Below are 20,909 nucleotides of genomic sequence, written 5' to 3'. Positions count from 1 at the left end.
TCAAATAAACAAGTTCGATCTTGACGGATTAGAACGTTCGTGCTAAAATGCACAACGTTACACCCCAACTTCATCTATAGGCCAATGCAGTCTTTCCCCTGCCAACCATTGTTGGCAGCTATCTTTAACGCTGCATTGGGAACAAAAGGAGATTTCTCATGGCGAAAAAATCAGCAAATGGAGACGGCCGTACCAGTACCCTGGAAAAAACCCTCGACTCCATCACCAAACGGTTTGGCGAAGGCACCATCATGCGCTTGGGTGAAGCCCACAGCTTGCAGGTAGAAACCATACCCACTGGTTCCCTGTCGCTAGACATTGCCCTCGGCGTTGGCGGGCTGCCTCGTGGTCGCGTCATCGAAATTTATGGCCCAGAATCCTCTGGCAAAACCACCCTTTGCCAGCACGTCATTGCTGAAGCCCAACGGCGGGGCGGCATCTGTGCCTTTGTCGATATGGAACACGCCCTTGATCCCAACTACGCCGCCAAAATTGGCGTCAACATTGATGATCTGTACGTGTCGCAGCCAGATACTGGTGAGCAAGCCCTGGAAATTGCCGAGGCACTCATTCGCTCCGGCACAATGGACGTAGTGGTTGTAGACTCCGTAGCCGCCCTTGTCCCCCGCGCCGAAATTGAAGGCGAAATGGGCGATGCCCACGTCGGCCTGCAAGCGCGTCTCATGTCCCAAGCCTTGCGCAAACTCTCTGGCGTTATTAAGCAAACCAACACCATCGTTATTTTCACAAACCAGCTGCGCTCCAAAATTGGCGTGATGTTTGGCAGCCCGGAAACCACCAGCGGCGGTAACGCCCTGAAGTTCTACGCCTCTGTGCGACTAGATATTCGCCGCATACAGGCCATCAAGGCTGGCAGCGACGTGATCGGCAACCGTACTCGCGTAAAAGTAAAGAAAAACAAAGTAGCCGCCCCATTCACCGAATCCGAATTTGACATCATGTATAACGAAGGCATCTCTTTTACAGGCGATGTGCTTGATTTATCTGTTGAATTTAATTTGGTGGACAAACGAGGCGCTTACTTCCGCTATGGCGATACGCTCTTGGGGCAAGGCCGCGAAAACGCCAAAGTCTTTTTGGCAGAAAATCCCGAAATTCTGGATGAGCTAGAGTATCTCATCCGGCGTGAAGCAGGTCTACCAACGACCGAATTTGAAGGCGTGGAACCACAAAATGGTGCTGTAGCAGAGGATGCCGTCTTCTAAAGCGTTACTGATACGTGTACCACTCTAAAGCCCTGAATGAGCCACTCATCAGGGCTTTTTTCTTTTTCCTCTTTTTGACAGGGCATAGAGGCTTGCTATAATTGATCGAGGCACATTTTTGGGCATAACTCTACAAAATTGCTGTGTTTTGTCCCCAACGACCTACGAAAAATTTAACATTACAAAACGCAGGGTTGGCAGGTTGCCTTTCTTTGCGTAGGAGAATCTTGTCATGAGTGAAGAAATCACGGAAACAACGGAGTCCGCTGCTCCAGAGGTCACGCCAACCAGCATCAACGATCTCAAACCAAAAATGCAACTCAAGGGCACCGTCAATCGGTTGGAGCTATATGGTGCTTTTATAGACCTGGGCATTGGTACAAATGCTCTCATCCACATCTCCCAGATGGGTAAAGAACATGTGAATCGCGTTGCTGATGTATTAAACGTTGGTGATGAAGTTTCAGTTTGGGTGGATAAAGTTGATGCACAGCGTGATCAGGTAATGGTTACGATGATCCCACCATTGGATGTTGAGTGGAGCGAGCTTGATAAAGGCCAAGTTTATGGTGGTTCTGTGAAGCGGCTGGAAAATTTCGGTGCCTTTATAGATATTGGTGCAGAGCGCGAAGGGTTGGTTCACATCAGTGAATTGAGCCACAATTATGTCAAGCACCCATCAGAAGTATTAACGGTTGGTGATGAAGTTCAAGTCCAGGTGTTGGGATTTAGCAAACGCAAACGCCGCATCGATCTGAGCATCAAAAATTTGCTTGAAAAACCGGAAGGGGCAACGAACGAAGCAACCCCAGAAGAAGTTCACCAATTTGAAGATGATATTGAAGAAGATATGCCCACTGCTATGGAGCTAGCTTTGCGCCAAGCAATGGGGGATGACATGCCTGTTCGCATTAAAAAGCAGGGTGGCAAGAAAAAACGCAGACGCGGTAAGCGTAGAGAACAACAGGAAGATATTCTCAGCCGCACTTTGCACGCCCAGCACAACGGCTAAAAATTAAAAGCCCCGACAATAATCGGGGCTTTATTTTTGGGTCAAACTGATTGTATTGGCAAAAATCAGTTTTTGTTTCAATCCAGCGCGAACACAGTTTTTTACAGGAAGACTGTCTCAGGCCAATCAATCATCCAGGCATTTAGCTGGCTACCAGCGGGAACTTTTTTCACGCCTTCCGACACAATAAGCAAAGCGTTAGCTTTTACCAACGACGTTAAAATGTGAGAGCCTTGATCGCCTGTGAGAACGGCCGTATACCCCACCCCCTCATCAGCAGGCGCAACAGAAGCACGAATATAACTCTCACGGCCGTCTGAGTGAATCTCATTTTGCACGGTTACTGGAATTGTAGGCCGCTCTAGCTGGGTGTGGCCAGCCATCTTGCGAATGGCAGCACGGGCAAAGCGCTCGAAAGAAACCATTGCCGAGACGGGATTGCCGGGCAGCCCCAGATAGGGAACGCCATGGTACGTGCCATAAGCAAGTGGTTTTCCGGGGCGCATACGCACGCGCCAGAAGCCCACATTGCCTTCTGCTTCCAAAACCGCTTTTACCACATCGTAGGCTCCCACTGAAACCCCAGCAGAGCTAATGAACAGATCAACGTTTGCATCGAGGCCAGCCTGCAACTTTTGGCGCACGGCCGTTTCCGTGTCCCCAGCAATGCCCAACTGGACAGGCTCTGCCCCTAAAGCGATGATTTGCGCCGCCTGAGTGTATCCATTGCTGTTGCGGATTTTGCCCGGTTGCAGTGGCTGATCAACTTCAAGCAGCTCATCGCCGGTGGCTATAATAGCAACTTTGGGCCGCCGAATGACAGAAATTTGGCTAACGCCAAGTGAAGCCAGGACGCCAACCTCTTGTGGCCGCAAAATATGCCCCTCGCGCAAAATTGTTTGTCCTGCCTCAATGTCCTCACCTGGATGACGAATGTAATCACCCGGCTTCACGGAACGGGTCACCTGTATTTGCTCAGGCAACGGCCGTTCGCGGTCACGCCACGCCTCATTGGTATCCTCTACAGGGACAACAGCATCTGCACCGGGCGGTAGCGGGGCACCGGTCATGATGCGTACGGCCGTTCCTGACTTAATGGTTACCTCTAACACCGTACCAGCAGCAACATCCCCTACCACGCGCAACGTCGCCGGATTTTCTGTTGTCGCACGGGCCAGATCAGACGCTACCAAAGCGTACCCATCCATTGAAGAGTTGGCAAAAGGCGGCAAGCTGTCTTTTGCCACCACGTCCTCAGCCAACACGCAGCCAAGCGCGTCTAGCAGCGGCACCTGCTCTGCTGCAAGCACAGACACGCCAGATAAAACGGCCGTTAATGCCTCTTCTACGGTCAAATATTCTGCATCACTCATGGGGATATCCAGGAAAGCTATATTTTATGCTTCTGCGGTTGCTAAACGGCCGTCCAACTCTAAATCATCGGCTGCACCTTGCATTGCCACCAGCACATTCCCAATATGCGTCCATAAATCCAATGCGCCCGCAAAGCATTCCCGGCTGAAATCAGCAGTCACTTCTTCTACATGCTCACGGTCCACACCGGCAGCAAATCGTGTATTCTTCCACTTTTTACGGATTGATTTTAGTTTGACTTCAGCGATATTTTTAGACGGCCGTACCAACGTCGTGGCAATCACCAAACCCGTAATCTCGTCACAGGCCAACAGCGCAAAATCAATTGGTTTCTCACGAGGCACGCCAGTTCCAGCCGTATAATGGGACAAAATCACGCGAACTGTCTCTTCATCCCAGCCCCGCTCACGCAAAATTTTGGCACCCGCAACGGGATGGCGATCTAGATCAGGATGAACCTCCCAATCAAAATCGTGCAGTAAGCCAACCGTCTCCCAATATGCCACATCTTCACCCAACGCATGGGCATACCAACCCATTGCTGCACTCACGGCCAGCATATGTCGGCGCAACCCGCCATCCTGCACAAATTCACGGACCAAATCCCAAGCGTCAGATCGATCAGGCACTTTTATTATCCTGCTCAGATTTATTGGCGTCGCCCCGTTTGGCCCCACAGTCGCAGCCCCCACCCTCATGCTTGGAGCAACCAGCTTCGGCTTTTTTCTTTAACGCTTCCAGCTCTTCCAAAGGCTCCAGCTCATGGCGGAACACCTCATGATACTCACCATTAACATGCACCAACACGGAATCACGCAGAACGCGCACATCTCGCACTTTGCCCTCGCCGTGAGGCGTGCCAACCCGTTTGCCCGGCTTGGGCAGCGTTTTGCGAGCCTCTACGTATTGCTGGTACTCGTACACCAAGCAGCACCGCAAACGGCCGCACATGCCTGTAATCTCCTGGGGGCTAAGCGAAATGCCCTGCGCCTTGGCCATGCGAATCGAAATAGGGCTAAATTCTGTAAGGAATGTTGAACAGCAGCGGGGTGCGCCACAGGCCCCATAGCCACCCATAATCTTGGCCACATCACGCGGCCCAATCAAGCGCATCTCAACTTTGGTGCGGAACTGTCTACCCAATTGGTGCTGCAACTTGCCAACGTCCAGCTTTTTGTTTTCGGTCGTGTAATGGAACGTTAGCCAGGAACCGTCAAAGCTGTATTCAGCCTTCACAAATTTGGCGTCTCGTATTTTGAGCGATGCAGCCTTTTCTCGGCAGCTAATGAGGGCATCAAGTTCTTTTGTTTCCCAAACTTGCCTCATCACCATATCGCGCGGATTGGCTTTCCGCTCAATGGTGCGCATCCCACGCTGCCGATGCACATCATCTGGATTAATGAAGCTGATAACCTGGCCAAGCTGCCGTCCACGTTTTGTTTCTACAATGACGTAATCGCCTGCTCCTACCTCGGTATGCTGTTTGCCTATTCTAAAGTGGTACAGTTTCCCCAACTTCTGAAAACGCACGCCTACAAAGGGGGTGCGCTCTGCCATTACAGTTGTCATCTATTCGCTCCGCAAGAGTGGTCTACTTTTTACACATACGTAACGCTGCCAACTACCAGGCAGCGAAATGCTCTATAAGATTTGCTTATGTTACCATAAGACGGCCGTTTTTTGCCAAAATCTCAACAAAAAAGCCAGCCCCTCACCTGGAGCTGGCTTCATAACGATATCTTGAAACAAACTAGCCAACTAATTCGATTGGAATGAAGTTGGTAGATTTTTGCAACGTCAGCACGCTAATGCGAGCGGCCACCTTCGACGCAATCTCTTGTACAGCTTTAGCCGCAGCAGAGTCTGGATAGGCCACTACAATCGGTTCTCCACTGTCTCCACCCAAACGCACATTCGCATCCATTGGCACGCTGCCCAAATATTCGGTATCGTAATCTGCGGCCAGCTTTTCCCCGGCACCTGTGCCAAAAAATTCGCCGCTCATATTTTCGACCACGCCCAAAATAGGAACTTCCAGCTTCTCAAACATCTTCAGTCCGCGCAACGCATCTGAAGCCGCTACCTGCATAGGCTGAGTAATCACAATCGTCCCAGAAAGCGGCAATACCTGGGCCAGCGTCAACTGTGCATCGCTAGTGCCGGGCGGCAAATCCACAATCAGATAATCCAGTTCCCCCCAAGAGACATCTGTCAGGAGTTGGCGAATGGCACTATGCAGCATAGGCCCACGCCAAATGAGAGGCTGGTCTGGCTGCACCAAAAAGGCCATGGAGATAAACTTCACACCATAATTTTCCGCGGGAGTCATTTTGCGGTTTTGCGGGGGGGGCATTTGCTCAACGCCCATCATCATGGGCACATTTGGCCCCAAAATATCAGCATCCAGCAAACCCACACTGGCACCAGATTGTGCCAATGCAATGGCCAAATTGACAGCCACGGTGGATTTGCCAACGCCACCTTTACCGCTAGATACAGCAATGGTGTTTCGGAAGGATTGGCCAAGCTGATCTTTAATACGCTGGTCTGCGGGCACGTTAGCATCCCAATTAATGGTAATTGTGCCAATCCCTGGCACGCTGGCCAAAGCAGCCCGCGAATCTGCTTCCATTTTGCCTTTGAGAGGGCAGGCGGGTGTGGTGAGCATGATAGTAAACGTGACGTCGCTCCCTTCAATTTGCAAATTGCGAATCATATTGAGGGAAACGAGATCACGGTGTAGTTCCGGTTCAATCACATTCGAGAGGGCAGCCATAACGGCCGTTTCCGTCACAGCCCCCCCGTTTTCATTACGCTTTGTCATCGTTGCTCCTTATGTACAAAAAAGTTTGCGTACCCCACCTTTTGGATGAAATACGCAAACCCAACACAATCAATAAATTTTAACCAACGGGAATTTAGTAATATTCTCCACGATAGTAAAGCTGTTTGGTATGTTCTTCAGACAGTTTAGGCGCAGTAGACATATCGGCATCGCGGCCATATTCTTTCTTCCAGGCTTTTAGCTCGTCTACGTGATCCCTAATGGCCGCTTCAGCTGCTGCTTTTTGTGGGGCAATCTCACGCCAGTAGCTCAATGGCTTGCTCAGACGCTCTTTGTCATGAATGTGCGCCGTCGTGCGGTCGTAGCTGGCCAGCTCGTAATCATGATCCAGCTTAATGGCATCGAACGGGCAAAACTCTGCACAAAAGCCGCAGTTCATGCAGATGTCTATGTCTATATAAAACTCGTTGGGTTCTGGCTTGGGACGGCCGTTTGGCAATTTACCGCGCTCAATCCAAATACATTGCGGGGGACACACCTTGGCACAAATTCCGCAGGAGGTACACCAATCCTTGCCCCATCTCTGGCCAGGTGGTGGATCATCGGTTACCAAAAAAGGCACAAAGCGGAAACGTTCTGGTACCGGCAGCTTTTCCTCAGGGTAAAAGACGGTTTTTACGCCTTTACCTTTCAACCCCTGCCGCACTTTCAATGCCTCATCGTTGTAATAACGGCCGCCACGTGCAGCCCAAAAAATGTCGTCCAGGTAGGAATCCACAAAATGCTTCATGGTAATTGCCATACCTTTCAAAATGCCAAGTCCGTACATAGCTTCTCCTTAAAAAGAAAGGAACACAAAGTTTCGCAGAGAAGCCACAGAGATACACAGAGAAAATCTGCGAAATCTGTGAAATCTGCGGATAAATCTTATCGGTCAACTTCACCCAAAACGATGTCGATGCTGCCCAAAATAGCCACAACGTCGGCAACTTTATGCCCTTCGCACATTTTGCCCAGCGGTGTCAAGTTGATGAAAGATGGGGCGCGCACGTGGTACCGGTCCGGGTTTGATTCGCGGCGGCGAGTAGTGACGTAATAACCTAGCTCACCTTTGGGGTTTTCCACACGGCCGTATGCTTCACCCGCACTGGGCATCCGAATAGCATATTGCGGCTTGCCATCAATAATTGGCGCACCTTTGGTCACTTTAATATGCGGCAACACCTGCTCCAAAATACGCAGGCTTTGGCGCATCTCATCCATCCGAATCAGATAGCGATCATAAATATCGCCGTTATAGCGTACCGGAATATCAAAATCGAGGCTTTCGTAGTAAGAGTATGGCTCAGCCCGGCGCACATCGTAGTTCACACCGCTGGCGCGCAAAACTGGCCCTGCAGCACTGTACCCAATCGCGTCCTCACGAGATAACACTCCCACGCCAATGCTGCGCGCCCGCACAATCTCATTGTTCGTCATCAAGCCATCCCCTTGATCTAAAATCGCAGGAATGTGCTCATAAATCAGCTCTTCTAAAAAGCTAATGGTCTCCTGGTCGCGTACATAATCGGGCAAATCGTAAGCCACGCCACCAAAGCGCATGTAGTTACACAACAAGCGGGAACCAGCAGCCGCTTCAAAGAAGTCCAGTATCAGCTCACGTTCCAAATAAAAGTAAAGCATCGGCGTTTGTAGCGCACCCAAATCGTTCAGCAAAAAGCCGAGTGCCCACAAATGGTTACAAATGCGGGTCAACTCCACCATGAGCAGGCGAATCCATTCAGCCCGTTCCGGTACTTCTGAACCCAACAGCTTCTCAATGGCCAGCACATACCCATGATTATTGCTCATGGAGCTGAGGTAATCGAGCCGATCCGTGTAGGGAATGTTTTGGATGAAGGTGTTGCGCTCACCGATTTTCTCGTGGTTGCGGTGCAGGTAACCCATCACCGGCTTGAGGTCGACCACCGTTTCACCATCCAGCGTAACCACCATGCGGAACACGCCATGCGTTGATGGGTGCTGCGGCCCCATGTTGACCGTGAGCTTGTCGGTTTTCATGCCAGACTGCTCATCACGGGTGTAGGTGATGCCCGTGTACATTTCGGTTTCTACGTCGTACTCATCGCCAGTGGGCAACCAGCCTGCGGGATATTGCACATTTTTGCCGTAGGGAGTCCGTTCTTCTGCACGGAACACTTCACCAGCGGGCCAACGGCTGCCAAAGGGCTTATGTTCTTCTTCAAAGAACACCTCTTTCCAATCTTTACGCAGCGGATGACCATCGAAGCCATCCCAGGTGAGGATTCGGCGCAAGTCATGGTGACCTTCAAAACGAATGCCCAACAAATCCCAAGCCTCACGCTCCTGAAAATCTGCACCAGGCCAAATCGGGGTCAGAGAAGGCACAACAGGCTCATCCCGGTCTACCTGCACGTGCAAAACCAGGCCGCTGCCGCCCTGGTCGATGCTATAGGTGTGGTAGACAACTTCCAATTTGTTGTCGTTAATTTGGTCAACACCTGTAACACTGCTTAGATAATCAAAGCCAATGTCGTCGCGCAAAGCTGTGGCAACCTCTACCAATTTGTCGGCAGAAACCATGAGGCCACTGTAACCATCGCGGGTATCATCGGTAACGGCATCAGGGAAGCGTTCTTTCAACAGAGCAGCGGCCCGTTCTACCGGATTTTGGTCTACGGCCGTTCCGTCATCTTGTGGTTGGTCATCGAGAATCATTTCACTCATGGGAAATCCTTCTAAATTGTTTATGCTGTAGATTATGCAGCCGGTTCGGCTTCTGCTTCAGCAGCTTCAACTGCCGCTGCTTCGTTTGCCTTGGTGGCCTCTGCCTTGATAATGTCTAGTTGGCGCAAATCAACCAGGTCAGGGCCTAGCACCGGCACTGGCACTAATTCTGTCGTGGGATCATCTTTACGGTACCAGGGCACCGTGGCAATCGACTGTTGATCAATTTTCTCTTGGAGGGCAATCAACCCATTGATGAGTGCTTGGGGGGTAGGTGGACAACCGGGCACGTACACATCCACCGGAATGAATTTATCAATGCCATCTACAACATTGTACCCTTCTTTGAAAGGGCCACCACCGGAGGCGCAAGCCCCCATGCTGAGTACATAGCGCGGTTCTGGCATCTGATTGTACAAGCGAACGATGGTCGGCACCATTTTCTTTGTCACCGTGCCGGAGACAATCATAAGATCAGATTGGCGCGGCGTAGCGCGGAACACTTCCATACCAAACCGAGCTAAGTCGTAGCGGCTTGCTGCCGTGCAGATCATCTCAATCGCACAACAAGCCAGGCCAAAGACCATTGGCCACACGGAGTTTCGGCGGCCCCAGTTGTAAACAGGGTCCAGCAATTTGGCAATGTTGGTAATGACGACGTTGTTACTCAGTTCATCGGGAACAACAATGTCGGGTGAACCAGCGGCTGGATTTTCAGCAGTCATAGATTGGTTGCCTCCTCATACCAGACGGTTTGAATATCTAGCAAAATGCGTTCGGTTACCATGCTTGGATCGTCGTCAAAACCGGGAAGCGATTCTACGAGCTTTGCCAGCTCTTGCAGACCAACGTCTTCAGGGTTGCGCGCCGGGTAGTGGGTCATTAATGCCACGGTAATGGCATAAGTAGACTCCCAATACAGTTGGTGCGGTTGTTGACTCACCAAGTGGTTACCTGTCTGGAGATTTTGATCATCCCTGGCCGCAAATTTGGTTTTGCAACGGCCGTTTAAGTAAATCACGGAAGGTTCTTTAAAAACACATGCGTGAATCGTGATTTACTTTAAGGAGAGCGAAAGTTCTTTGCCAACTTGCTTTAAAGCTACTTTTCGTTCTCCACTTACAGGGAAATTTTTCGTTTTAAATAAAAAACAAAATTGGTGTTTGTTTTTCCCAACTTCTGTCTTTATTTTGCCAATTTCAAGTATATTACAATGTCATTCTTGGGGCGAGTTAATTGATGACATTTTTCACAATTAGTGTATCTTTGGCACGGAAAGTTGTCAAAAATTATGGTACGTATCGATCTGATTTCCCCTTATCATGGCGGCAGTCACAAAGCGTGGGCCGAAGGTTGGCAGCACAGTAGTCGGCACAACATCACCCTGCACACGCTGCCAGACCGATTTTGGAAGTGGCGCATGCACGGCGGAGCCATTACGCTGGCGCGTCGTTTTTTGGCACAAAAGAGCCAGCCAGATGTGATTCTAGCCACCGACATGCTGGACTTGACCACGTTCCTGGCATTGTCTCGTAAACAGACAGCCCATGTGCCAACGGCCGTTTACATGCATGAAAATCAGCTCACTTACCCCTTACCACAAGACGGCCGTACTGGCCCCATGCGCCGCCAGCTAGGCGAGCGGGATCATCATTATGCCTTCATTAATGTTGCCTCAATGTTGGCCGCCGACCGCGTATTTTTCAACTCCAATTACCACCTAGAGAGCTTTTTTGCCGCACTACCCAAATTCTTAAAGCATTTTCCTGAATACAACGAGCTGAACGCTATCGACATATTGAGCCAAAAAAGCGAATTGCTGCCTGTGGGGGTACAGTTTGGCCCATTGGCCAACAGCAGCGTTGAGCCAACCCAAAACAGGGTGCCGCTTATTTTGTGGAACCAGCGTTGGGAATACGACAAAAACCCTGAGGCCTTTTTTGCGGCTTTGTACACCGTGGCAGAAGCAGGCCATCCATTTGAGCTTGCTTTGTGTGGGCAGCAATATGGCAAACGGCCGTCCGTCTTCAAAGAGGCCATCGAAAAACTCGATAGCCGAATTGTGCACGTGGGCCACGCCGATTTTGCCACGTACCGCAAGCTGCTTTGGCAAGCTGACCTCACCATATCTACGGCCCACCATGAATTTTTTGGCATCAGCATTCTGGAAGCAATTCATTGCCAAACGTTTCCCCTGCTGCCCAATCGTTTGAGCTACCCAGAGCTATTGCCAAGAGAGTTTCACGACGCTTGTTTGTACGACACCCAAGAGGCGTTGATTGCTAAATTGACGTGGGCGTTAACCCATCGTGACGAGGTGCAAAATATGGCGGGAGCATTGGCAACGGCCGTTTCCAAATTCTCTTGGCAACGCATGAGTCCCATCTACGATCAGGTTATGTTAAATCTTTGCCAAAACAAGTGACAATTGGCCAAAGAAAACCAGTAAAACGCCGCTTGGCACAAAGCACTGTTTGGGGTATTGTCTTCCCCACAGCAAATAGACAACCATTTGGGAGAAAATAAATGAGTGAACGCGCTAAAAAAATCGGTCTCATCATTGGGCAAGAATGGGAATGGCCGGAAGCATTTATGCAGATGGTCAACGACAGCGATGAGAACGTCACCGCCAAATTGGTAAAGCTCGGCGGCACTTTTATGGGCGAAACATGTGATTACGATGTCATCATCGACCGCATCTCCCACGAAATTCCATACTATCGGGCCTTCCTCAAATATGCCGCCATTCAGAGAACCTACATCATCAACAACCCTTACACCCTCTCAGCCGACAGCAAATTTTCAGGCACGGCTCTCGTAAATAAATTGGGATTAAAAAGTCCACGCACCGTGGTTCTCCCCAACAAGCAAGTAGAACGAGATGCCACGCCCAATACGTTCCGCAATCTAGAATATCCGATGGATTGGCAAGCAATCATTGATTTTGTGGGCGTGCCAGCAATCTTTAAGGATAACCAGGCCAGAGGGCGGCGAGGCGTTGCTCGAGTTCATAATGTAGATGAACTCATTCAGCAGTATGATGAAAGTGGCTCACGCACCAAAATATTACAGCAAATTATCGAGTCAGATCAGCATGTGCACAGCTTTGTCATCGGGCAAGAAAACGTGCTATCGCTGAACTATTCGGTGAAAAACGGCCGTTACCAGCAAATGACTCTCGACAATGACAGCGAACTCGGCAAGCAGCTAGCCACTGATGCCCTGCGGATTACCCAAGCGTACCAATACGACATCAATATGGTGGAATTTGTCATCAAAGATGAGGTCGCCTACGTTATCAACGGCACTTACCCTACGCCTGACATCGATCTAGCTCTGATGAACGAAGAACAATTTCTGTGGCTTGTGTCCCAGATTGCCGCACTAGCCATTAAACGTGCGAAACGGCCGTTACCCCAAACCGGTGTCTTCAACCAGCAAGAACAAACAAGTTAAAAATAAGCACAATTTGTTGCGCCAAAACGCCCCATGCGTGTTATAATCCTCGCCAACTAGTTGATGCATCAACCAATACCATTCACGACATCTCAAACATCTTGAAGCGCAGCTAGAAATCTATTCATTTCGTAGATGACAGAAAATTCTAGAGATTTTCACAACATCATATCCCAAACTGGGAAACAACAGCCATTTACGTAAGTAAAAGGAAAGCAAACATGATGCACTTAAATGACAAAGTTCCTGAAAAAATCGGCCGTATTGCGGAGCTGGCTTACAATCTGTGGTGGAGCTGGACACCCGAAGCAAGAGGACTTTTCCGCCGCCTTGATTATCCCCTATGGCGCAAAACGCTCCATAATCCAGTACAAATGCTCCAGGAAATTAGCCCCGCCAAACTGCACCAGGCCGCCCAAGACTCCACCTTTATCAGACAATACAACAAAGTAATGATGCTCTTCGATGAAACCATGAACAACAATGGCACATGGTTCCACGAAACATATCCCGATTTGGGCGATAAGACCATCGCTTATTTTTCTTTTGAATTTGGGTTGCATAACTCTTTGCCAATTTATTCTGGTGGCTTGGGCATTTTGTCTGGGGACCATGCCAAAGAAGCCAGCGATCTAGGCTTGCCTTTTGTCGGCGTAGGGTTTATGTATCCCCAAGGGTACTTCCGCCAAAGATTGCCATCTCACGGTTGGCAAGAAGCAGTTTACCAACAGCTAGACATCAGCCAAGCCCCTGTTCTGCCTGTATTAGATGGTAACGGGCATGAAATACGTATCTCGGTTAACCTGGCGGGTCGCCCAGTTCATGCCAGAATTTGGCACGTGCGCGTTGGTCGCAATCCACTGTTCCTGCTGGACACCGATGTGGATGAAAATGAACCGTGGGATCGGGAGCTATCGGCCCGACTCTACTCTGGAGACTCCGAAACGCGTATTCGCCAGGAAATCATGCTGGGCATTGGCGGCGTACGGGCTTTGCGCGTGTTGGGCATCAACCCGTCCATATGGCATATGAACGAGGGGCATTCCGCCTTTCTCATTTTGGAATGTATCCGCGAGTTGGTAGCCCAAGGCAAGAATTTTGAAGAGGCCTCAAGCATCATTAGCAAACGATCTGTTTTTACAACCCACACGCCGGTGCCTGCCGGCCACGATGCTTTCAGTTTCCATTTAGTAGAACAATATTTCAATGGCTATTGGGATGAATTAGGCATCTCCCGTGAACATTTTCTGGGTTTAGGTGGGCACGAAGAAGAGTGGGGCATGGCATTTAACATGACCGTGTTGGCACTCCGACTTTCAGGTTTATCTAACGGTGTTAGCAAGCTGCATGGAGAAGTCTCACGTGAAATGTGGCAAGAAGTGTGGCCAAGCAATTCAGCAGATGATGTTCCCATCTCATCTATTACAAACGGTGTTCATGTACCTACCTGGATTGCCGGCGAAATACACAACATCTTCGACAAATATATAGGTCCCGGCTGGCTTAAAGAGCATGACAACTCTAAGATTTGGTTGCGTCTAGCAGAAGCACCTGATGAGGAACTCTGGCTCGTTCATTTGGCCTTAAAGCGCAAGCTAATGGGCTTCCTGCGTGAGCGTGTACGCAGCCGCTGGGTAAATGGCAGTAACGATCCGACACAGGTGTTAACTAGCGGCACGCTACTAGACCCAGAGGCATTAACGATTGGCTTCGCTCGCCGCTTTGCTACTTACAAGCGAGCGACACTTATCTTCCGCGATCTGGAACGTCTCCAGCGCATCTTGTTAGATATTCACCGCCCGGTACAGATTGTGTTTGCCGGTAAAGCACACCCGGCAGACGAACCGGGCAAATCGCTTATCCAACATATTTATAACTTAGCCAAGCACAACCAGCTAGGCGGCCGTATTGCTTTTGTTGAGGATTACAATATGCACATGGCGCGTTACTTAACGCAGGGAGTTGATGTGTGGCTAAACAACCCGCGTCGTCCCCGTGAAGCCAGCGGCACCAGCGGCATGAAGGCTGCCATTAACGGCATTCCAAACTTGAGCATCCTAGATGGCTGGTGGGTAGAAGGGTATAACGGTGCCAATGGTTGGGCCATTGGGGACGAACGTGAGTTTGATAACCAAGACGCCCAGGATGAATATGACGCTAACTCTATTTACCAACTCCTCGAAGATGAAATTGTACCGCTCTATTACGATCGCGACCGCGATGGTATTCCCCGTGGTTGGGTAGAAATCATGCGCGAGAGTATTCGTTCTAATGCGCCAATGTTTGGTACTCGCCGTATGATTAAAGAGTACACAACTGAACTGTATGTGAAGGCGATTTTGGCGAGCGAAGCCACGCCAGCGTAAGCGATGAGTAGAGAATGAACCGCTGGTTTAAACGGCTGGGCTATGCCATCCTAATCGTTTTTTGGCTGTTTATTATGGCTTTCCCCACGTTTGCCTTTTTTCTGGCAACGCGGGGAGAGCTTCAATTTAGGGATGATCCTCGCAGCCATATGCGCTTTTTTATGGTTCAGGAAGAAGCATCTAGCGGCATTGGCATTGAGTGGGTTCGGGACGCGCGCGGGGCGGAGAATTGCAGTCAAACTTCTATTCGCTACTTTTTATGGGAGGGAGACGGCCGTAACCAGAACACAAACTTCTGCCAATGTTATGACCCCATTAGTGATGCCCCATTACCCATTGAGGAAAGCAGGTGCACACCATGAGTAACGTTGCCCTAAAATGGACAGGTCAAGGTAGCCAAATGTTTATTGGCCGGGATTCATTCGGCCATGTGGTAATGTCTGGCTCATGGCCAAATAACGACAATGATTCCTGGCAAGAGTGGAAAGCCATAAAACCGTCCGACTTGCTGCTATTAAGCCTGGCCTCCTGTTCTGCGTACGATGTTGTGATGATCTTGGGTCGCCAACGTCAGGATTTGACCAATCTGTATATCAGTGTAGACGGGCAACAAGCATCTGAACCACCTTATCAATTCACAAACATCCATTTGCATTACACAGTAGAAGGCGTTGACTTAGACCCCCAAAAAGTTGAGCGAGCCATTGTGCTTTCTGAGGAGAAATATTGTTCGGTAGCCGCAACAATTCGTGGAGTGGCTGAATTGAGCCACAGCCATGAGATTGTTGCTGCTAACTCTCCCTAAGCACTTATTTGTGGGGATAGGTCACCAAACCAATTTTGTGCATCGTAAACTTTTTATCCAATCTTTTTTGCTCAAAACGATTTATCGGTTCCCTATACCGCAGTATAGGGAATTTTTCATTATTGGTGTCTGTTCTCATTTCACATAAAATGTCAAAAAAATCGCAGATGTGTTACAATGCAGCTAGTTTTGAACGTTGGCATACTGCTTTAATTTTGGAATATACAATCGGCAAAAGTTGAAGCTCCTGCACTGATATAATCGAGAAAAATGAATTCGCTTTCTAATGAATCGCAATCATATTATTCTGAAGTTGGCCCACCCAATAGCTGGCAACCACCTCCCCCTGCTGACACGTTTGAGCCAACGGCCGTTCAACTGCAACGAGCCGAAGAGTTAAAACGATTCAACCGGTTGGCAATTTATTTGCCGGTGGGATTACTCACGGTAGCGGCCATTGGCCTGTTTATCTATCTGCTCATCGTGGCAATTTGGCCGCCGTTTGAAGATACACGCCTGTTTCTTTCTGGCGTGGCGGACATCATTTTAATTTTTTTCATGTTGCCTGTCCTCCTCATTTTTGGGCTGCTGCTGGCCGGAATTATTGGTGGGGCAATCTACTGGCGACAATCCCGCAAGGAAGAAGGCGAAACATTAAGAAACACATACGGCCGTCTCCGGCTACTTTTGTGGAAACTGGATCAACGACTCAGTGGTGTTTACGGGCAAGTTGATAAGCAAATTCCTAAGCTGGCCAATCCTGTCATCCGATTTAACGAGACAATAATGTACATCAACACACGTCTGGCCCGTTTGATGGATCGATCTCCAAACCAGTAGCGATGTCTCGTTTCACAATCCATTTGTATTAACAAAACCGAAAAAAATCGTTCACTCGCGGAGTAGCAAACTTCATGAATCAAGAAAATCTAAACCCAAACTGGAAAACAAATCTTTTACTCGTTGGTGCCATTGGTGGGGCCTTGCTGGGTGCTGGCACTGCATATCTGCTGGCTCGCTCTGCTGAAAGCAGCAAGGGAGGCCCGCCTGAAATCTCTACTCGAGACTTGCTAAGCACTGGCATTGCTATTATTGGTGTCATTCGCGGCATTGCCTCGTTGGGCGACGGCAAATAAAGTCTCCTTTGGGTGTGTAGCCCCCGAAGAATGTTATGACAAAAATAATCGTTGTAGACGACGACCATACCAACTCAAGTTTAATTAAAATGCTGTTGGAGCTGGAAGGTTTCATTGTTGATGCCTGTGCCGACCAGGAGCAGGCAGAAGCGATTACTTCATTAGAAACCAAAGCGTTTGTGATTGATTGCCATTTGGCACGCGGCAAAAGTGGCTTGGATTTACTCCGTGCGGTTCGTGCTGGACAGACAAATGCGCCTGAGGATACGGCCGTTATCGTCACCTCAGGCGACTACCGGCGTGAAGATGATTCCATCGAGGCTGGTGCCAATCTGTTTTTGCTCAAACCCTATCCACCCAACACTCTCTCAGAGGCCATCACCGAAATATTGGCAAAAGGGGGAAACAATGAGCAATAGTCGCTCACGCCGCCGCAAACCGCGCGGCAAATCGGGTGGATCATCCAGCTCCCGCCAATGGCGTCGCATGGATTTGCACCTGCATACCCCCGGTTCCAGCGATTACCAAGAAAGTAACGCCAGCTATCTAGATATTCTGCGCCAGGCCGAAATTCGCGGTCTGGACATCATCGCCTTTACAGACCACAACACCGTGGCGGGCTTTGCTGCCATGCGCAAAGAAGTGGAGCAGCTACTCTGGCTGGAAGAGCTAGGGCGGCTAGACCTTGAAGAACAACGGCGACTGGATGAATACCGACGTCTGCTAGAAAAAATCCTGGTCCTCCCTGGCTTTGAATTTACGGCTACCTTCGGCTTCCACATTCTAGGCATCTTCCCTCAGGATACACCCATCAGTTTTTTGGAACATTTGCTGCTGACCTTACGCGTTCCGCTGGAGTCGCTAAGTCAGGGCAGTGCCACTGTAGGTGCCACCGCTGATGTGCTCACCGCCTATCGCGTCATCAATGAGGCAGGCGGCATTGTAATTGCTGCCCATGCAAACTCCAGCAATGGCGTGGCCATGCGCGGCCTCGATTTTGGTGGGCAAACGCGCATTGCCTACACGCAAGACCCTAACCTGCACGTTTTGGAAGTAACTGACCTGGAAAAGCGAGGTCGCTATACTACCCGTCGCTTTTTTGATGGCTCCAAGCCAGAATATCCCCGCGCCATGCGCTGTATCCAAGGCTCAGATGCCCACCGGCTGCTGCGCGAATCCCCCAACTCCAAATCGTTGGGCGTTGGCGACCGTGTTACCGAGATTTTGCTGCGTGAAGTCTCTTTTGAGGCCCTGGCCGAGGTACTAAAAGGGAGTGATTTATCTTTGACACGGCCGTATCGCGGCCCAGCCAATCCCATCGACTTTGTGCAGTTAGCACGGGAAGAGGGAGAATCAATTGTCCAATCGTTCCACGCTTCCATGGCCCAGCGCGGTGGGCACCAAAACAGGGTTCTACGCGACGTCTGCGCCATGTCTAATGGCAACGGCGGCACCATTTACATTGGTGTTTCTGCTAATCCTAAAGAAAAACCCGTGGGCGTGCGAGACCATAACGGGGCTATCGAACGGCTACAAACGGCCGTCAGCAACAAGCTCACGCCAGAACCAAACGTCCACATCGACAACTTGCCCTCGCAAGGCAAGCAGATTGTCCGCATCACCGTGCTACCTGGACAAGATAAACCGTATGCGATAGAGGACAACCTCTTTTACATTCGGGATGACACCGAGACCAGTTTGGCCGTGCGTGACGAAATCGTGCGCCTGGTCCATACGGGCCACGAAACATCTCAAGCCGAAGCAGCCTTGCCGCCATTGCCACCCATCGGCCAGCTTGCGCCAAAAATCACCGACGCCCCCTCAAAAGTGGTTGAGACACCGCGAACCGGCGTAGAAATTGTGAAGAGTGAAAAACGCAAGGGAACTTACTACCACACCGTGCGTGATCTACGTAACGGCAACCTCATCAAGAACGTCACGCGCTCATCGGCACGCAAGCTATGGCATTACGCCATCACCAAAGTAGAAGAAAATGGCGCACCTAAAGCCGCAGAAATTGCGTGGCAAGGGAACATCGCCGTGCTGCATGTGCGCAAAAAGAACGATAACGTTTGGTATGATTTGGCCATGAGAGAAGGCGATACAATCCATTATTTTTATGGCGTTACCGACAGTGGCCTCAACGAAAATTGGCTATCTCTCATTGAAAAGGCGCAGTAATCCATGCAGGTTGGCATACTCACGGTTTCAGATCGAGGGGCACGTGGCGAATATGAGGATCGCAGTGGCCCCATTCTGGCGGACATTGTGCAAAACTATACACCGTGGCAGGTGAGCCAACGGGCCATCGTGCCAGATGAAATGGAAGCCATCATCAACACGCTCATTGATTGGTGTGATGCGGGAGTTAATCTGATTCTCACCAGTGGCGGCACGGGCTTTGCTCCCCGCGACGTAACGCCGGAAGCCACCAAAGCGGTTCTTGAACGGGAAACGCCGGGCATTGCCGAAGCCCTGCGAGCTGAGAGTTTGAAAATCACACGCCATGCGATGCTCTCGCGGGCAGTAGCAGGCATTCGGGGGCGAACGCTTATTATCAACATGCCAGGCAATCCCAAAGCTGTGCGCGAAAATATGGATGTACTGCTGCCGATTCTGCCCCACGCGCTGGAACTGCTCACTGAAGCCCCCAATAGCGAAAGCCAACACCGTCAAGTTTAGGCTGAAAAGCAAATAAAAATCAAAGATTCCGCAGATTGAATGAAATAAACGCTTCAATCTGCGAATCTTTGCTACAGGTTTTGGGAATATTGATGCAGAGAATCACAGGGCAGCTTACTTTGAAGCGTGGCAGGGAAAAATCGGTGCTGAACCGGCACCCGTGGCTGTTCTCTGGGGCGATTGGCCGAGTAGAAGGCAAGCCACAATCTGGGGATTTGGTGCAGGTTTTGGATAGCAACGGCCGTTTCCTGGCGACCGGCACCTTCAATCCCCACTCACAAATTCGGGTGCGCTTGCTTAGTTGGGATGTAGATGAACAAATTGATGCGGCATTTTGGAACGGCCGTCTGCAACAAGCACACAAACACCGCCAACAACTGCAACTGGAACCCGCTACCACCGCCTACCGCCTCGTTAATGCCGAAGCGGATGGGCTGCCGGGCCTCATCGTAGACAAATATGGTGAGTTTTTGGTGATGCAGTCACTCACCGCAGGCATTGAAGCCCAAAAGAAGACAATTTTAACTGCGATCAACCAAATTTGGCAGCCAAAAGGCATTGTGGAGCGGTCGGATGCTGATGTGCGTGCCAAAGAAGGGCTGCCCACCATCCGCCGCGTTGCCTCCGGCGAACCACCACCAGACACCCTTGTCATTCAGGAGAATGGCATCTTGTTTGGCGTCAATCTGCTAGGTGGGCATAAAAGCGGCTTTTATTTGGATCAGCGGGAGAACCGAACGGCCGTTTGCCAACCCCAACACGTCGCTAACAAAAACGTCCTCAACGTGTTTGCCTATACGGGCGGCTTTGGCCTTTACGCCATTGCCAACGGCGCACAGCAGGTAACGCACGTAGACAGCTCATACAACGCCCTAGAACTTGCGGAACAAAATGTAGAACGCAACGGTTGGAAACGGCCGCAGGACGAATATCTGGCTGGCGACGCCTTCGACATTCTGCGCCACTACCGCGACAACAATCAACGCTTCGACCTGATCGTGCTGGACCCACCCAAATTTGCCCACAGCCAGCGGGACGTACCCTATGCCTGTCGCGGCTACAAAGATTTGAACTGGCTGGCATTACAACTGCTAACGCCGGGCGGCCTGCTGGCAACTTTCTCCTGCTCAGGCCTCATCAGTGCGGAGCTGTTCCAAAAAGTGTTATTTGGTGCGGCGGTAGATGCCAACCGACAGGTTCAAATCATTCAAACCCTTTCACAAGGGCCAGACCATCCAGTGCTGCTCACCTTTCCTGAATCAGCCTATTTGAAGGGATTTTTATGCAGGGTTTCGTAAAAAAGTACAGTTTTGTGGTTT

At 50.2% G+C, this 20,909-nt stretch carries 21 protein-coding genes and 1 pseudogene; 13 read left to right on the top strand and 9 right to left on the bottom strand.

Translation table 11 applies throughout. The features are described 5' to 3' along the window. The first annotated feature begins 158 nt into the window (after positions 1 to 158). Together recA and ACOQPU_RS24680 are read left to right on the top strand one after the other, a co-directional pair. The gene (gene recA / locus ACOQPU_RS24685) at positions 159 to 1,226 is read left to right on the top strand and encodes a recombinase RecA (protein WP_420642490.1); all 1,068 of its coding nucleotides are present in this window, start codon (positions 159 to 161) and stop codon (positions 1,224 to 1,226) included. 232 nt (positions 1,227 to 1,458) lie between these two features. Further along, complete coding sequence (locus ACOQPU_RS24680; protein WP_420642489.1) at positions 1,459 to 2,238, top strand: S1 RNA-binding domain-containing protein; 780 nt, start codon at positions 1,459 to 1,461, stop codon at positions 2,236 to 2,238. A 101-nt stretch (positions 2,239 to 2,339) separates the two neighbouring features. Here ACOQPU_RS24680 and glp read toward each other — a convergent pair whose 3' ends face one another. From glp to iscX, 9 genes and pseudogenes are all read right to left on the bottom strand, one after another. Further along, positions 2,340 to 3,611: a gephyrin-like molybdotransferase Glp gene (gene glp, locus ACOQPU_RS24675; RefSeq protein WP_420642488.1), complete on the bottom strand. Its 1,272-nt coding sequence runs from the start codon at positions 3,609 to 3,611 to the stop codon at positions 2,340 to 2,342. 24 nt (positions 3,612 to 3,635) lie between these two features. Then, positions 3,636 to 4,241: an HDIG domain-containing metalloprotein gene (locus tag ACOQPU_RS24670; RefSeq protein WP_420642487.1), complete on the bottom strand. Its 606-nt coding sequence runs from the start codon at positions 4,239 to 4,241 to the stop codon at positions 3,636 to 3,638. Further along, complete coding sequence (locus ACOQPU_RS24665) at positions 4,234 to 5,181, bottom strand: PSP1 domain-containing protein (RefSeq protein ID WP_420642486.1); 948 nt, start codon at positions 5,179 to 5,181, stop codon at positions 4,234 to 4,236. The genes ACOQPU_RS24670 and ACOQPU_RS24665 overlap by 8 nt, the downstream gene beginning before the upstream one ends. Positions 5,182 to 5,362: 181 nt before the next feature. Further along, complete coding sequence (locus tag ACOQPU_RS24660; RefSeq protein ID WP_420642485.1) at positions 5,363 to 6,436, bottom strand: Mrp/NBP35 family ATP-binding protein; 1,074 nt, start codon at positions 6,434 to 6,436, stop codon at positions 5,363 to 5,365. 94 nt (positions 6,437 to 6,530) lie between these two features. Continuing rightward, a complete protein-coding gene (locus ACOQPU_RS24655) occupies positions 6,531 to 7,226 on the bottom strand; it encodes a 4Fe-4S binding protein (protein ID WP_420642484.1) in 696 nt (231 codons plus the stop codon). A gap of 98 nt (positions 7,227 to 7,324) precedes the next feature. Then, a complete protein-coding gene (locus ACOQPU_RS24650) occupies positions 7,325 to 8,458 on the bottom strand; it encodes an NADH-quinone oxidoreductase subunit D (RefSeq protein ID WP_420645870.1) in 1,134 nt (377 codons plus the stop codon). 255 nt (positions 8,459 to 8,713) lie between these two features. Next, positions 8,714 to 9,001: pseudogene (locus ACOQPU_RS24645) on the bottom strand (NADH-quinone oxidoreductase subunit C); the annotation flags it as partial. A gap of 176 nt (positions 9,002 to 9,177) precedes the next feature. Further along, positions 9,178 to 9,870, bottom strand: coding sequence for an NADH-quinone oxidoreductase subunit B (locus ACOQPU_RS24640; protein WP_420642483.1), 693 nt, complete (start codon positions 9,868 to 9,870; stop codon positions 9,178 to 9,180). Then, on the bottom strand, positions 9,867 to 10,088 hold the full coding sequence (gene iscX / locus ACOQPU_RS24635) for a Fe-S cluster assembly protein IscX (RefSeq protein WP_420642482.1): 222 nt from the start codon (positions 10,086 to 10,088) through the stop codon (positions 9,867 to 9,869). The genes ACOQPU_RS24640 and iscX overlap by 4 nt, the downstream gene beginning before the upstream one ends. 348 nt (positions 10,089 to 10,436) lie before the next feature. On the opposite strand from iscX, the gene ACOQPU_RS24630 reads away from it, so the two are divergent. From ACOQPU_RS24630 to ACOQPU_RS24580, 11 genes are all read left to right on the top strand, one after another. Further along, a complete protein-coding gene (locus ACOQPU_RS24630) occupies positions 10,437 to 11,570 on the top strand; it encodes a tRNA-queuosine alpha-mannosyltransferase domain-containing protein (protein ID WP_420642481.1) in 1,134 nt (377 codons plus the stop codon). A 101-nt stretch (positions 11,571 to 11,671) separates the two neighbouring features. Continuing rightward, positions 11,672 to 12,601: an ATP-grasp domain-containing protein gene (locus ACOQPU_RS24625; protein WP_420642480.1), complete on the top strand. Its 930-nt coding sequence runs from the start codon at positions 11,672 to 11,674 to the stop codon at positions 12,599 to 12,601. A gap of 221 nt (positions 12,602 to 12,822) precedes the next feature. Continuing rightward, on the top strand, positions 12,823 to 14,967 hold the full coding sequence (glgP, locus tag ACOQPU_RS24620; RefSeq protein ID WP_420642479.1) for an alpha-glucan family phosphorylase: 2,145 nt from the start codon (positions 12,823 to 12,825) through the stop codon (positions 14,965 to 14,967). Positions 14,968 to 14,981: 14 nt separating this feature from the next. After that, positions 14,982 to 15,329 (top strand): hypothetical protein, encoded by a 348-nt coding sequence (locus tag ACOQPU_RS24615; RefSeq protein ID WP_420642478.1) that lies wholly within the window; start codon positions 14,982 to 14,984, stop codon positions 15,327 to 15,329. Further along, the gene (locus ACOQPU_RS24610; protein WP_420642477.1) at positions 15,326 to 15,772 is read left to right on the top strand and encodes an OsmC family protein; all 447 of its coding nucleotides are present in this window, start codon (positions 15,326 to 15,328) and stop codon (positions 15,770 to 15,772) included. Before ACOQPU_RS24615 ends, ACOQPU_RS24610 begins: the two co-directional genes overlap by 4 nt. 270 nt (positions 15,773 to 16,042) lie before the next feature. Beyond that, positions 16,043 to 16,612 carry a hypothetical protein gene (locus tag ACOQPU_RS24605; protein WP_420642476.1) on the top strand — a complete coding sequence of 190 codons (570 nt, stop codon included), beginning with the start codon at positions 16,043 to 16,045 and terminating at the stop codon, positions 16,610 to 16,612. A gap of 74 nt (positions 16,613 to 16,686) precedes the next feature. Then, complete coding sequence (locus ACOQPU_RS24600; RefSeq protein WP_420642475.1) at positions 16,687 to 16,908, top strand: hypothetical protein; 222 nt, start codon at positions 16,687 to 16,689, stop codon at positions 16,906 to 16,908. Between the two features lie 35 nt (positions 16,909 to 16,943). Beyond that, a complete protein-coding gene (locus ACOQPU_RS24595) occupies positions 16,944 to 17,327 on the top strand; it encodes a response regulator (protein WP_420642474.1) in 384 nt (127 codons plus the stop codon). Continuing rightward, positions 17,317 to 19,089: an RNA-binding domain-containing protein gene (locus ACOQPU_RS24590; RefSeq protein ID WP_420642473.1), complete on the top strand. Its 1,773-nt coding sequence runs from the start codon at positions 17,317 to 17,319 to the stop codon at positions 19,087 to 19,089. The genes ACOQPU_RS24595 and ACOQPU_RS24590 overlap by 11 nt, the downstream gene beginning before the upstream one ends. A gap of 3 nt (positions 19,090 to 19,092) precedes the next feature. Further along, positions 19,093 to 19,590 carry a molybdopterin adenylyltransferase gene (mog, locus tag ACOQPU_RS24585; RefSeq protein ID WP_420642472.1) on the top strand — a complete coding sequence of 166 codons (498 nt, stop codon included), beginning with the start codon at positions 19,093 to 19,095 and terminating at the stop codon, positions 19,588 to 19,590. Between the two features lie 92 nt (positions 19,591 to 19,682). Further along, positions 19,683 to 20,888, top strand: coding sequence for a class I SAM-dependent rRNA methyltransferase (locus ACOQPU_RS24580; RefSeq protein WP_420642471.1), 1,206 nt, complete (start codon positions 19,683 to 19,685; stop codon positions 20,886 to 20,888). Positions 20,889 to 20,909 lie beyond the last annotated feature (21 nt).

It is taken from the genome of Candidatus Leptofilum sp., assembly GCF_965223285.1.
Taxonomy (GTDB): domain Bacteria; phylum Chloroflexota; class Anaerolineae; order Promineifilales; family Promineifilaceae; genus Leptofilum.
Note: the sequence above shows the minus strand (reverse complement) of the source record. Positions and strands in the feature narration are given on the sequence as shown.